This window comes from Butyrivibrio sp. Su6 (assembly GCF_900108105.1).
In the GTDB taxonomy this organism is placed as follows: Bacteria; Bacillota; Clostridia; order Lachnospirales; family Lachnospiraceae; genus Butyrivibrio.
On the sequence record NZ_FNUR01000009.1, the window covers coordinates 113,415 to 127,702 of the forward strand.

General features: G+C 40.7%; 14 protein-coding genes. 12 read left to right on the forward strand and 2 right to left on the reverse strand.

All coding sequences use genetic code 11. The features are described 5' to 3' along the window. The first annotated feature begins 6 nt into the window (after positions 1–6). From glmM to C4S54_RS10950, 6 genes are all read left to right on the forward strand, one after another. Complete coding sequence (gene glmM, locus C4S54_RS10925; protein WP_103869556.1) at positions 7–1,356, forward strand: phosphoglucosamine mutase; 1,350 nt, start codon at positions 7–9, stop codon at positions 1,354–1,356. A gap of 1 nt (position 1,357) precedes the next feature. Beyond that, complete coding sequence (locus C4S54_RS10930; protein ID WP_022772638.1) at positions 1,358–1,621, forward strand: HPr family phosphocarrier protein; 264 nt, start codon at positions 1,358–1,360, stop codon at positions 1,619–1,621. Between the two features lie 57 nt (positions 1,622–1,678). Further along, on the forward strand, positions 1,679–2,854 hold the full coding sequence (locus tag C4S54_RS10935) for a DUF3048 domain-containing protein (RefSeq protein WP_160110751.1): 1,176 nt from the start codon (positions 1,679–1,681) through the stop codon (positions 2,852–2,854). 69 nt (positions 2,855–2,923) lie between these two features. Then, positions 2,924–3,793, forward strand: coding sequence for a dTDP-4-dehydrorhamnose reductase (rfbD, locus tag C4S54_RS10940; protein WP_103869558.1), 870 nt, complete (start codon positions 2,924–2,926; stop codon positions 3,791–3,793). 17 nt (positions 3,794–3,810) lie between these two features. Then, positions 3,811–4,269 carry a divergent PAP2 family protein gene (locus C4S54_RS10945; RefSeq protein ID WP_103869559.1) on the forward strand — a complete coding sequence of 153 codons (459 nt, stop codon included), beginning with the start codon at positions 3,811–3,813 and terminating at the stop codon, positions 4,267–4,269. 24 nt (positions 4,270–4,293) lie between these two features. Next, entirely contained in the window at positions 4,294–6,105 is a 1,812-nt protein-coding gene (locus C4S54_RS10950; protein WP_103869560.1) for an LIC_10190 family membrane protein, read from the forward strand. 82 nt (positions 6,106–6,187) lie between these two features. Here the strand turns inward: C4S54_RS10950 and C4S54_RS10955 are convergent, their stop codons facing one another. Together C4S54_RS10955 and C4S54_RS10960 are read right to left on the reverse strand one after the other, a co-directional pair. After that, positions 6,188–6,622 (reverse strand): CAP domain-containing protein, encoded by a 435-nt coding sequence (locus C4S54_RS10955; protein WP_103869561.1) that lies wholly within the window; start codon positions 6,620–6,622, stop codon positions 6,188–6,190. Between the two features lie 208 nt (positions 6,623–6,830). Then, positions 6,831–7,691 (reverse strand): helix-turn-helix transcriptional regulator, encoded by an 861-nt coding sequence (locus C4S54_RS10960; protein WP_103869562.1) that lies wholly within the window; start codon positions 7,689–7,691, stop codon positions 6,831–6,833. Between the two features lie 155 nt (positions 7,692–7,846). On the opposite strand from C4S54_RS10960, the gene gmd reads away from it, so the two are divergent. The 6 genes from gmd to C4S54_RS10990 all read left to right on the forward strand — a co-directional run bounded on the left by gmd (position 7,847) and on the right by C4S54_RS10990 (position 14,279). Further along, positions 7,847–8,938, forward strand: a complete 1,092-nt coding sequence (gene gmd, locus C4S54_RS10965; RefSeq protein WP_022772648.1) for a GDP-mannose 4,6-dehydratase — start codon at positions 7,847–7,849, stop codon at positions 8,936–8,938. Positions 8,939–8,961: 23 nt separating this feature from the next. After that, the gene (locus C4S54_RS10970) at positions 8,962–9,903 is read left to right on the forward strand and encodes a GDP-L-fucose synthase family protein (RefSeq protein ID WP_334293926.1); all 942 of its coding nucleotides are present in this window, start codon (positions 8,962–8,964) and stop codon (positions 9,901–9,903) included. A gap of 154 nt (positions 9,904–10,057) precedes the next feature. Continuing rightward, positions 10,058–10,990 (forward strand): glycosyltransferase family 2 protein, encoded by a 933-nt coding sequence (locus C4S54_RS10975; protein WP_103869564.1) that lies wholly within the window; start codon positions 10,058–10,060, stop codon positions 10,988–10,990. Continuing rightward, positions 10,990–11,739, forward strand: a complete 750-nt coding sequence (locus C4S54_RS10980) for a glycosyltransferase family 2 protein (RefSeq protein ID WP_103869565.1) — start codon at positions 10,990–10,992, stop codon at positions 11,737–11,739. The genes C4S54_RS10975 and C4S54_RS10980 overlap by 1 nt, the downstream gene beginning before the upstream one ends. Before the next feature lie 18 nt (positions 11,740–11,757). Next, positions 11,758–13,164, forward strand: coding sequence for an exopolysaccharide biosynthesis polyprenyl glycosylphosphotransferase (locus C4S54_RS10985; protein ID WP_103869566.1), 1,407 nt, complete (start codon positions 11,758–11,760; stop codon positions 13,162–13,164). Between the two features lie 29 nt (positions 13,165–13,193). Beyond that, the gene (locus C4S54_RS10990) at positions 13,194–14,279 is read left to right on the forward strand and encodes a YveK family protein (protein WP_103869567.1); all 1,086 of its coding nucleotides are present in this window, start codon (positions 13,194–13,196) and stop codon (positions 14,277–14,279) included. The last annotated feature ends 9 nt before the right edge of the window (positions 14,280–14,288 follow it).

A 14,288-nucleotide genomic window follows, 5' to 3' on the forward strand; every position in this document is an offset into this window, starting at 1 on the left:
TTAGAAATGGGAAGATTATTTGGAACAGACGGAGTCAGAGGAGTGGCTAACGATGAACTTACTCCACTTTTAGCTATGCAGCTTGGTCAGGCAGGAGCATATGTTTTATCAAAAGAAGTTAACCACAAGCCTACTATCATGGTTGGCTGCGATACAAGACTTTCAGGAGACATGCTTGCAAGTGCCCTTATGGCCGGTGCTTGTTCAGTAGGTGCTGATGTAGTTAATGTTGGTGTTATCCCAACTCCTGGTGTGGCTTATCTTACAAAGAAATACAGAGTAGATGCAGGTGTTGTTATCTCTGCTTCTCACAACCCAATGGAGTTTAACGGAATCAAGTTTTTTGACGGAAATGGTTATAAGCTTCCTGATGCAATGGAAGACGAAATAGAAGCTCTTATCAAGAACAACATGGAAGGCGTAAAGATGCCTACAGGTGCCGGAATTGGTAAGATCAAGAACCGTACAGATGCAAGAGAAGAGTATATCAACCACAACCTCAACGCTGTAGATATCAACCTTCAGGGAATGAAAGTTGTTATGGACTGTGCAGAAGGTGCATCTTTCTACACATCAGTAGAGGCTATCAGACAGCTCGGCGCAGAAGTAATAGTTATCCACAACAATCCTGATGGAACAAATATCAATGCAGGTTGCGGATCTACTCATATGGAAGAGCTTATGGGAAGAGTTGTTACTGAGAAGGCAAACATCGGCCTTGCTTTTGACGGTGATGCAGACAGATTCCTTGCAGTAGATGAAAATGGTAAGATGGTAGACGGCGATGAGATCATGGCTATCATCGGAAAATATATGAAGGACAATGGCAAGCTTGCCAAAAATACAATCGTTGCAACTGTTATGAGTAATCTTGGTTTCTTCAAAATGGGAGAGAGAGAAGGAATCCAGATCGACAAGACAAAAGTTGGCGACAGATATGTTCTTGAGCACATGAAAGAGATTGGAGCAAATCTTGGTGGTGAGCAGTCAGGACACATTATTTTCCTTGACGATAACACAACAGGAGACGGACTTCTTTCAGCTCTCCATCTGTTAGAGGTTATGGTTAACACCAAAAAACCTTTATCAGAGCTTGCTAAAGTTATGGAGGTTATGCCTCAGGCTCTTGTAAATGCACATGTTCCTACACACAAGAAGGATTCATATATGGAGTATCCTGAAATTGCAGGAGCTATTGAAGAACTTGAGAAACAGTTTGCAGGAGATGGAAGAGTTCTTATCAGACCATCAGGTACAGAGCCACTTGTAAGAGTAATGATAGAGGGTAAGGATCAGGCTAAGATTGAGGAGGAAGCAAGGAAACTTGCGAAGTTGATCGAGGAGGTTATGCTATAATATGGTAAGTCAGAAGGTGGTTATTACAAACCCTACTGGATTACATTTGCGACCTGCAGGTAATCTATGTAAGGTGGCAATGAACTATAAATCTCACATCACTTTTAGCTATGGCGATAATACTGCCAATGCCAAGAGTGTACTTAGTGTTCTTGGCGCTTGCATAAAGTGTGGCGATGAGCTGACTTTTAAATGCGATGGTCCGGATGAAGAAGAGGCTATGGAAGCCCTTGTTAAGGCTATCGAAACCGGTCTTGGCGAATAGAATATTTTTGTGATAAACTATCACATGTTAAAAAATAGAGAGGAAATTGAACAGGATATGAGAAAAGCAAAAGCAATTATAGCCGCAGGCTTAACTGCAGCTATGTTATTTGGATGCGGCTCTGCTGGGGATGAGTCAGTATCTGGACTTAGTGTTGAAAAGTTAGAAGATGTAACTAAGCCAGAGGAAGCAGTTGCAGAGGCAACTGTTGAAGAGACAGTTGACGAGGACGTTCCACCTGCAGAAGGAATGGTTAGAAGTTATTTCACAAACGAGTGGGTTGATGAAGCAGTTAACACAAACAGACCACTTGCTGTTATGTACCCTATTAACAAAGAGGCTCAGCCACAGTACGGACTTAGCAATGTAGCAGTTTTCTATGAGATCATGGAAGAAGGAAGCATGAGCCGTCAGATGGGTATCCTTGAGAATTGGGAAAGCCTTGAGAGAATCGGTAATATCCGAAGCATTCGTGATTACTTTGTATATGCAGCACTTGAGTATGATCCTATTATTGTTCACTACGGCGGACCTGAACTCTATGTTAAGACTATTTTGACAAGAGACGACGTTGACAACTTAAACGGTGTTGGCGGTGTAATGGGTTCAGATTATGGCGCATTCTTCAGAGTACCTGAGGGAAGCACATCTGAGCATACAGCTTTCACAGATGGCGCACACGTAACAGCTGCTATTGAAAAAGCTAAATTTGAAACAGAGCACAGAGATGATTTTGAAGGTGAATCACACTTCACATTTACAGGATATTCTAATCCAAACACTTTAGAGGATTATGGTGAATCAGCAGTTGAGGCAACTGATATCGATATGTCAGGATGCTTCCCTGTAACAAAGTCAGCTCTTACATATGATGAGTCAAAGGGTGTATACCTTAAAACTTTATATGGAAGTGCACAGAAGGATGCTGTAACAGGCGAACAGCTTGCATTTGCTAACGTTATCATCCAAAGAACATACCACGAAGTTCGTGATGACAACGGATACCTTGCATATCAGATGCATGATACAACTCGTGACGGATACTTCATCACAAAGGGTAAGATGATCCACGTAACATGGGAGAAGACTGGTGACTATGCACCAACAACTTACTATGATGATGCAGGCAACGAAGTTGTACTTAATACAGGTAAGACAATGATATTTGTAATTCAGGAGAAGGGCGGATCTTTCTCTAAGTTTACAGTAAACGGTGTCACATACGCAGATTGATAAACCTGGCATTATAGCGGACGGCAGTGATGCCGTCCGATTTTGGGTTTTAAATAAGAGAGGAATAACATGGATAAGATTATCGTTACCGGTTGTAATGGACAGCTTGGAAGAGCAATAAACAAAGAACTTGCTGGCAAGTATGAGCTTGTAAATACTGATGTTTTTCAGCAGGAAGGAATTATACCTTTGGATATAACCAATGTTGATCAGGTGCTTAAGCTTGCAAGAGATGTTAAGCCAGTTGCTATTGTTAACTGTGCTGCATATACTGCAGTTGATAAGCAGGAGAGCGACATAGATCTTTCTTACAAGATCAATGCGATCGGACCAAGAAACCTTGCAATTGCAGCAACTGAGACAGGGGCTAAGCTTGTTCACGTTTCAACTGATTATGTATTTGAAGGCAATGGAACAAGACCATATGTTGAGTTTGATAAGCCCAATCCTGTAAGTGTATATGGAAAAACAAAGCTTGCAGGTGAGGAGTTTGTAAAGCAGTTTGCAAAAGATTTCTTTATCTTAAGAACAGCATGGCTTTATGGTGATGGTAAGAATTTTGTAAAGACAATGCTCGCATTATCTGAAAATCACGACGAAGTAAGCGTTGTTAACGATCAGCTTGGTACACCTACAAGTACATACGAGCTTGCAAAAGCTATAGCATATCTTCTTCCTACTGAAAATTATGGTATTTTCCATGGAACATGCGAAGGTTCAACTAACTGGGCAGACTTCACTGAAGAGATATTCAGACTCGCAGGAAAGAACACAAAAGTTAACCATGTTTCAACAGCAGAATATCAGGCAAAGAATCCTCAGTCTGCTCCAAGACCAGCGTATAGTATTCTTGAGAACTATATGTTAAAACTTACATCTGACTTTATGTTTGCAGACTGGCATGAGGCTATTGAGAGATACATAAAAGAGCTTGTTTGATCAGAATAGAGGTTTAAATGCAATTATTAAATGATATATTTGGCAATACTATACTCATGGCATCATTTTGGGGATGGCTTGTTGCTCAGGTCCTGAAAACCATAATATATGTTATTGTTAACAAGAACTTTAATCCTGAAAGACTTATGGGAGACGGTGGAATGCCCAGTTCCCATTCAGCTACAGTAATGGCTCTTGTGACATCAACTTTTTATCATTATGGAGCAGGAACCTTTGAGTTTGCAATTTCAGGAGTTTTAGCCCTGATCGTTATGCATGATGCTATGGGCGTAAGACGTCAGGCAGGAAAGCAGGCAGTTGTCATCAATAATATGATGGACTGGTTTAAAGAGCTTGATAAAGATATTCCAACAGAGCAGAGACTCAAAGAGTTTGTTGGACATACTCCGCTTCAGGTTTTGTTTGGCGCAATCCTTGGAATCATTGTTGGCGCAGTGGTTTCCTCAATAGGATAAATAAAACACAGGAGATAACTGATAATGATAACAGTTATACTTACTTGGATCTATGTTTTAGCTACCACATATCTTACAGGATTCTTTTTTCTAAATGCTATTACATCACTTGATTGTATGGCTTTTGTGAATTCAAAAGGTGTGTCAAAAAAGTATAAGATCAGATATCAGGAAAGTTATATAGTAGCCGGAATAGTTGTGGTTACTGTATTTGCTCAGTTTTTGAGTTTATTTGGCGGCGTTGGTCTCATGGCTAACGCCTTCTTGGTTTTGTTTGATATTGCTGTAGCCTTTTACTACAGAAACATATTATTTGAAGAATTCTATCTCATGAGACATGTTCTTTTAGCAAAAAGAGACTGGTTGTGGTACCTTCTTGTGTTTCTTCTTATGGCTTACGGAACATCTCATGGAATCATGCACTATGACTCTGACCTGTATCATGCGCAGGCTATCCACTGGATTGAGAGCGTCGGTATAGTAAAGGGCCTTGGTAATCTCCATTTGAGACTTGCTTATAACAGCGCTTCATTTACCCTTTCGGCTTTTTATAGCTTTGCGTTTTTGGGTAAGCAGTCGTTTCACACAATGGCGGGATTTTTTGCACTGCTTTTAGCGTGGCAGTGTCTTGATATAAAGACTATTGTCAGAAGAAGACAGATCGTTATTTCTGATTTCCCAAGAATTGCAGCGATGTACTATCTTTTTACGATCTTTGATGAGATGGTAGCGCCTGCATCCGACTATTTTCTCTCAACACTTGTTTTTTACATTATCATCTGCTGCACCGACATGTATGTGAGACATGAAAAGGCTTTTGTGCCATACATCTTACTTGCAATGGTCGGAATATATGCAGTTACTGTAAAGCTTTCAGCGGCGCCGATGGTTCTTTTGTCAATTATTCCGATCTATAAATTGTTCCACAACAGGACAACGGAGAAATCAAAGGCCTTTGGCTTCTCGGTGCTTCTTGCTTTGGTGATAACCATGCCTTTCTTTTGGAGAAATATAGTGATCTCAGGCTGGATACTCTATCCTGTCACATTCCTTGATCTCTTTGGCTTTGCATGGGAGATACCAAAAGGCGTTGCCCAGTATGATTCAATGGAGATCAGGACCTTTGGCCGCGGATATAATGATGTGGAAGCTTTTATGAATGTGCCTTTTTCAGAATGGGTACCTAACTGGTTTGGACAGCTTTCGCTCTTCTATAAGGCAATGGTGGTGCTTTCAATAATATCGATCGTTATTTATGTTTGCTGCGTCATATATTTTGGAGTGGTAGCAGTAGTATATAAAAAGAAACCTGGCAAGCTTGTTGGTAACAAAGTATTCGACCTAAGTCGCAGGAGTATGCTTAATCTTGCTGATTTTCTGACACTTAGCGGAACGCTTATCTTATGCCTTGTATTTTGGTTCTTTAGCGCGCCCCTTATCAGATATGGTATCGTTTATGTTCTTGCGACAATCTCTATAGTTTTTGGAAGAATGATAATATTGCTCTTTCATAAATTAGAAGAAAATGGCAGCGGGATAAAAGAGATATCTTTTAAAGCGCTGGTTGCTCTTCTTGCCATATGGCTTGTTTACAAGGGAATAAATATAGTTAATGAGGAAATCCCAAGATTTAATCCAAAGTTCCTTCTTGTTCAGCAGGACTATGGAACCTACGATGTTGATTCCTTTAAGCTTGGAGATAGCACGATATACTATCCCACAGAAGGAGACCGCGCAGGATATGCGCCATTTCCTGCTGCAACTCATGACCTTACCGGTGAAGTTGAACTTTTGGGAGAGACTATAACTGATGGACTAAAAAGTGTAGGACAATAAAAAGGCAGACAGTGGGGACGGTTCTTTTGACTTATTGTTCACAATAAGTCAAAAGAACCGTCCCCCACTGTCTGCCTTTATTTTAATTAAACTCACAAGCAATATATGTCTGCCCGTTTGAATCGCTGTAGTAAGAAACTCCAACTGAGGTGAAACAGCTTCGAAGCACATTTTCTTTGTGCTTGGGCGATAAGAGCCAGGCAAGTACGACGTTCTCAGCCTTGCGCTGATTTTCATTTTCCGCATGGGCCAGATTTTCACCCCGGGTAAAGCCAACTGTATACCAGGCTGATCCGCAGGGTCTGATATGCGAAAAACTACTGGCACATTCTTCTGCCCTTATTGTTGCGGCAGCCTCAAGGTCTTCACTGTATGTTAGTGAAGACAATCCTGCAGCTTCTCTTGCTGCATTTATCTGAGTCAGAATCTCATCCTTCGAAGCAGCCTTCGAGTTTATGGGAATTATCCACATACTCATAAAAACTATGAGCAGAAATCCACACAGAAATCTTTTCATATAGTATCCCCGTTTATAAGAACTGAAAATTAATCTTTCCTATAAATGGATGATACTGTAATTAATATACGAAAAACCGATTATTAACTGTATTTTAGAGGTTTTAACAGTTTTTTAAGGCAAACGTTTTCGAGTTTTATTAAATATTAATAAAACGTTAATTATATTTTTATTTTTAGGATTAAACTCCATAACACAAGCTCTTGTATCACTTCCACTGGGATCTGTACTCCATAGGACTTATCCCTTCAATCTGTTTAAAGATGCGGGAAAAATAGTAGAGAGGTGAAATGCCGCACTGATTACCGATTTCTTCAACAGAGTCAGAAGAGAATCGAAGGAGTTGTTTGGCGTGGGTTATCCTGACAGATAATAGGTAGTTGATGATTGACGTTCCAAACTGCTCTTTGAAGCCTCTGGAGAGAGCGTATTTGTTGATCAGGAACTTATCTGCAAGATTATCCAAGGTGATCTTCTCCTGATAGTGACTATCAAGGTATTCCCTGAGCATGAAAAGAGTCTTGGAATTACTGTTCTCCGGTACTATATCAGGATTCCAGCTAAAAGACATAATGAATGTAAGAAGGGATGAGAGCCCTTCGTTGATCCTAATATCTCTTATGTAATCATCGGAATAGGCAATAGTCTTTATGCCGTCGAAAATCCTTTCGATCTCCTCGGGATCATCGGGATGAAAAATGGGCTGTCCGCCTCTTTCCACGTACTTTAGATAAATAGGAAGAACTACATTTCCATCGAAGTGGATCCATTCAAGAGACCACAGATCCTCAGAAGTCCTGTGGGAGTAAGGTTTCTGACAATCGATAAACACGCAGTCTCCTGCCTTTATCTCATATTCGCGGCCTTCATAATCCAAATATCCGCTCCCTGATCTTATGTAAAAAAACAAAAATGAGGACAGGTTCTGTCTCTTGCTGGTATGTTTTTTCTGAGCCTTTAGAGACCCTATTTCCTGCAGGTAAAAAAGGTTGCTTTTTGCGAATTCTGACGGGGTATAAAGGAGTCTGTCAGAGGATACGTATTCGCCTTGAAATAATCTGTTTTTCATAATAAAATACTCCATAACAGTGATAATTGCTAGTATAAACAACTAATCAAGATAATGCAAATAAAAATCAAGAAAGTGAATTTAAAAGGAGAAAGCCACGCAATATAATAGCATAGAAAAATGCAAATAATTGTTTTGAATTGAAAGGAAAACTTATGGCAAAAAAAGCTTTAATAACAGGTATAACAGGACAGGATGGTTCATATCTTGCAGAGTTTCTTTTGGAAAAAGGATATGACGTTCACGGTATAATCAGAAGATCATCTGTAGATTACAGAGAAAGAATTGCTCACCTTGAAGGTCAGCCTCATTTCCACCTTCATTATGGCGATCTTGGCGATTCAATGAGCATTCTTGGTGTTGTAGGAAAGGTTCGTCCTGACGAGATCTACAACCTGGCTGCACAGTCACACGTTCAGGTTTCTTTTGACTCACCTGAGTTCACTGCTGATGTAGACGCAACAGGTGTCCTTAGAGTATTAGAGGCTGTTCGTCAGTGCGGTCTTGCTGATACTTGCCGTATCTACCAGGCTTCAACTTCAGAACTTTACGGAAAGGTTGAGGAAGTTCCTCAGAATGAAAAGACTCCTTTCCATCCATATAGCCCATATGCTGTAGCTAAGCTCTACGGCTACTGGATCGTAAAAGAGTACAGAGAAGCTTACAACATGTTCTGCTGCTCAGGTATTCTTTTCAATCACGAGTCAGAGAGAAGAGGAGAGACTTTCGTAACACGTAAGATCACTCTTGCTGCATCAAGAATCGCACAGGGCAAACAGGACAAGCTTTATCTTGGAAATCTTTCAAGTCTTCGTGACTGGGGATATGCTAAGGATTATGTAGAGTGTATGTGGCTTATCCTTCAGAATGACAAGCCTGAAGACTTCGTTATCGCAACAGGTGTTCAGCACTCAGTTAGAGAGTTTGCACAGCTTGCATTCCACTATGCTGGTATCGAGCTTGAGTTCAAGGGCGAAGGCGCAGACGAGAAGGGTTATGACAAGGCAACAGGTAAGGTTCTTGTAGAGGTTTCACCTGATTTCTACAGACCTACAGACGTTGTTAACCTTTGGGGTGATCCTACAAAGGCAAAAGAGAAACTTCACTGGAATCCACAGTCAACATCTTTCGAAGACCTTGTAAGAATCATGGTTGAGCATGATATGGCCAAGGTTGCTGTTGAGAGAGCCAATGAGCATGTTGAATTTAACCTTGCAGAGTTCCTTGAAAAAGGTATTGATAAATAATTAAAAGAAGGTAAAAAACAATGATGGATTTTGATGCTAAGATTTATGTAGCAGGTCACAGAGGAATGGTTGGATCAGCCATTGTCAGAGAACTGCACAGACAGGGATATTTTAATATCGTTACAAGAACTCACAAAGAGCTTGACCTTACAAGACAGGATGAGGTTGAAAAGTTCTTTGCAGAAGAGAAACCTGAGTACGTATTCCTTGCAGCTGCTAAGGTTGGTGGAATCATGGGTAACTCAGAGGCCCTTGCAGATTTCATGTATGAGAACATGATCCTTGAGATGAACGTTATCCACTCAGCATGGAAGAACAACTGCAAAAAGGTTGAGTTCCTTGGATCATCATGTATTTATCCAAGAATGGCTCCACAGCCTATGAAAGAGGACTGTCTTCTTACATCAGAGCTTGAGAAGACAAATGAGGCATATGCCCTTGCTAAGATCTCAGGACTTAAGTACTGCGAGTATCTGAACAAGCAGTATGGAACTGACTATATCTCAGTTATGCCTACAAACCTCTACGGACCAAATGATAACTATCATCCAACTCACTCACACGTGCTTCCTGCCCTTATCCGTCGTTTCCACGAGGCAAAAGAGCAGAATCTTCCTTACGTTACATGTTGGGGAGACGGAAGCCCACTTAGAGAGTTCCTTTATGTAGATGACCTTGCTAACCTGTGTGTATTCCTTATGAATAACTACAGTGGCAACGAGACTGTCAATGCAGGAACAGGAAAAGAGCTGACAATCAAGCAGCTTACTGAGAAAGTAGCCAAGATCATTGGTTACACAGGAGAGATAAGATGGGATCCTTCAAAGCCAAACGGCACACCAAGAAAGCTTCTTGATGTATCAAAGGCCAAGAACCTTGGATGGACCTACAAGACAGAACTTGATGATGGTATCAAGCTTGCTTACGAGGATTTCCTTAACAATCCTATGCGCGCAGAAAGATAATAAATATGCAGATTTTGAAAACCCGCCTCACTGGCGGGTTTTTTAGTCCAATAAAGGCCACAGGTTGAAAGACCATAGCTTTAAGTGTAAAATACTGAATAGAATTGCGCTTAGTATGCGCTGATAATTTATTTATAAGGTGGGAGTAGATAGAATGGGACTGTTAAGTGTTATAGTGCCTTGCTATAACGAAGAGGAGAACATTGTTGATTTCTACAATGAGGTATTGAAGAACGAAGCTTATTTCAAAGGTCATGATGTTGACTTTGAATTTATCTATGTTAATGACGGCTCTAAGGATAAGACTGTTGAAAAGGTAAAAGAACTTGCGGCTAAGGATGAGAGAGTTCATCTCATTAACTTTTCCAGAAACTTTGGAAAAGAGCCTGCTATGTACGCGGGACTTGAAAAGTCTAAGGGCGACTACGTTGCCATCATGGACTGTGATCTTCAGGATCCACCGGCTCTTTTGCCACAGATGTACGAGGCTATTGTCAATGAGGGGTATGACAGCGTAGCCACCAGAAGAGTAGACAGAAAGGGCGAGCCACCTATCAGATCATTCTTTGCAAGGATGTTCTACAAACTTATCAACAAGGTTTCAAAAACCGAGATCGTTGATGGAGCAAGAGATTACAGGCTCATGACCAGACAGTTTGTGGATGCCATCCTTTCAATGAAGGAATATAACAGATTCTCCAAAGGTATCTTTGGCTGGGTTGGATTTAAGAATAAGTGGATAGAATTTGAAAATATCGAGCGTATGAAGGGCGAAACAAAGTGGTCCTTCTGGAAGCTTTTTGTTTACGCACTTGATGGAATTGTGGCATTCTCAACAGTTCCTCTTGCGTTTGCATCACTTATAGGAGTTTTGTTCTGTGTGCTGGCTTTCTTCTTTATCATTTTTACGATTGTAAGAAAATCCCTTTACGGAGATCCTACAAGTGGATGGCCATCACTTGTTTGTATCATTTTGCTTGTAAGCGGAGTACAGCTCTTTTGTATAGGAATTGTGGGCCAGTATCTTTCAAAGACATACCTTGAGGTTAAAAAGCGCCCACTATACATAGTAAAAGAGGAAATTTGATGGTCAGTATTGTAGTTCCTGTTTATAATGCAAAAAAATATATAAAAGACTGTATAGACATGGTGTGCGCCCAGACCTATAAGGATTGGGAGCTTATACTGGTAGACGATGCGTCAAGGGATGGAAGTGCCGATTACATCGAAGAGCTTATCTCTTCCATGGGTAAAAGAATCCGTCTCATCAGGAAAGAAAAAAATGAAGGTGCAGCAGCAGCCAGAAATACCGGTATCGATGCTTCGGCTGGGAGATACATTGCTTTCCTTGATGCCGACGATGTCTGGAAACCGGAGAAGCTGGAAAAAGAGATAGCATTCATGGAAGAAACCGGCGCAGCCTTTGCTTTCCATTCCTATGAGTTTGGAGATGAGAACGCCAAACCTACAGGCAAAGTTGTAAAGGTTCCAAAGGAGCTTACCTTTAGAAAGGCTCTTTCCAGAACAATCATTTTTACTACAACTGTTATGTTTGATACAGAAAAAATAGATATGGAGATAATCCATATGCCCCAGGTTCCAAGTGAGGACACAGCTACCTGGTGGAGAATACTAAAGAGCGGCATTACCGCTTACGGCCTTAATGAGAATCTTGCTATTTACAGAAGGCCTGCCAAATCTCTTTCTTCCAATAAACTTGTTGCAGTTGAGAGAATTTGGTTTTTGTATAGAAACATTGCTAATTTATCAGTCTTGGAATCAATATTTTATTTTGGAGGATGGGCGGTAAGAGCTACACTTAGAAGGCTCTTTTGATCGCTAAAAGGGGAATTTATGAAACATGTGGAATCAGTGAAGAGAATCCTTGTGCTGTTTTTGGGATTTATCGGATTAAGTATGCAGACTGCTGTGTACGCATGGTTTTGGTTTAGCACATATTATCCTATAGTTTCTTCTACTCGTATCAGTGTCGACGGATACAATTTAGGTAGTGGATTAAAACTGTATTTTCGTGGACATCTGTTGATTCTGGCAATATATTTTGTATTGCTTTTATTCTTCTCAAATACATACGGCGGTCTTAAGATTGGATATCTTAAGCCCATGGATGTGTTCTTTTCACAGATTTTCGCGCTGTTTATGGTGAATTTCATCTCATATTTCCAGATTGCCCTTTTGAGAAACTGGCTGGTAAAAGTTGTCCCAATGGTTGAGATATTTGTGATCCAGCTCATTATTTCTTTTGCCTGGGCATATATCACCAACGCCATATATATGGCCATATTCCCGCCAAGAGAGCTCCTTCTTATAAGCGGTGAGTACTCCGTTGATGATATTGTGACCAAGTTCAATTCCAGGAAAGATAAATACCACATCAAAAAGAAAATGAACATTGATGAGGGTATCGACAAAATATATGCAGAGTGTCTGGGTGATTACGACGGAGTGATCATCTGGGATGTACCAAGCAAGTTCAGAAACGGTCTTGTAAAGTACTGCTATGGCAACAATATTCGCATATATGTAATGCCAAAGATAACAGATGTTCTCTTAAAAGGCTCATCACAGCTTCATTTGTTTGATACACCTGTGCTGCTCCTTAGAGAATATGCCATAAAGATTGAGCAGAGAGCTATAAAGAGATTTTTTGACATTATCATTTCTCTTGTTCTCATAATACTGACATCGCCAATAATGCTGATCACAGCCATTATCATAAAGGCCTATGATGGCGGCCCTGTGCTCTATAAACAGGTTCGTTGTACAGTTAATAGGAAAGAGTTCAGGATCATGAAATTCAGGAGCATGAAAGTTGATGCAGAAAAAGACGGAGTTGCCCGCCTTGCTGCCAAGAACGACTCCAGAATAACTCCAATCGGTAAGTTTATCCGCTCCTGCAGAATTGATGAACTTCCTCAGCTCTTTAATATCCTCAAGGGAGAGATGTCCTTTATCGGACCAAGACCTGAGAGACCTGAGATCATTGAGCAGTATCTTAAGGAGATGCCTGAGTTTGCGTTCAGAATGAAGGTAAAAGCCGGACTTGCGGGCTATGCGCAGGTTTATGGTAAATACAACACCACTCCTTACGACAAATTAAAGCTCGATCTTACTTACATTGAGAACTATTCAGTATGGCTTGATATTAAGCTGATGCTGCTTACAGTTAAGATTCTTTTCACCCCGGATTCTACTGAGGGGGTTGAATCAGGACAGACTACTGCACAAAAGAACTCTTGACATAAACATGCTTTTACAGAGGTGACAACATGGGAAGAAGCGATTTAAGACATATGGATGAAACTCTTGATCTCAGGAGTTTTTACTTAAGACTCATTAAGAAAATATGGATCATTCCCCTTGCTGCGATTATAGGAGCTATAGTTGCAGGCTGCATATACACGCTTGTTACCGTAACCTTTGGCCCTGAAAAGACCTATAGCACTGAGTCAAAGCTCTATATAAAATTTGCTTATGATGAAAATGCAAAGAGCCAGGTTGATTACTATAACGCTTATACCTGGAGCCTTCTGATGACTACTGATGACATCCTTGATGAAGTCATGAGTAATCTCAAAAAGGCAGGAGTTTCAGAGGATGAGATAACAAGGCAGGAAGTGGCAGAGTCTATTGCTGCCGAGATTCCTTCAGATGTACGACTCCTTCTTGTTACAGTAAAAAACAATAATAAGGACCACGCAGACCTCATTACTGATGCGACAGATAAATCCCTTGAAAGCTATGGCGAAACCAATGATGCTTTCACATCTATTAAGCTCCTTAGCAAGTCAGAGGCTGCCCTTGTGACATATAGTGACAAGACCTTCACGGCAGCAGCTTTTGGAGCAGTGGCATGTTTTGTTCTGACCATATTTGTACTTTTGCTTGTAGATGCCCTTGATGATGCGGTCTATGTTCCTGAGGATATTGAAAAGAGATTTGACGTTCCTGTACTTGGAGTTGCAGGAAAGAGTGAATACTTTAGAAACGAGCTTCAGGCTGCTTTCGAAAAAAATGTGGCAGGGGCTGAAAAGGTGATCTTTATTTCAACTGACAGTGCATTGGATGTTTCGGTTTCAGAAAAAGATCTTTTGGCTGTTAAAGAATCTCTTGGAAACAGGTTCAGTGCCCAAACAGAGAAAATCATTGCCATGGAGACACCGGGAAATGTCCTTGAAAACTACAGGAAGATTGGTACCTGCGACGGTGTTATCCTTGGAATCCCTGAAGGAAAAAGATGCGGAACTATGAATGATCACATAGTGGCTCAGCTTCAGAAGCATGAGTGCCCTATCCTAGGAGTTGTCCTTGTCAGGGCAGATGAGAAGTTTTTGAAAAAATACTACAGACTATAAATAGAGGTA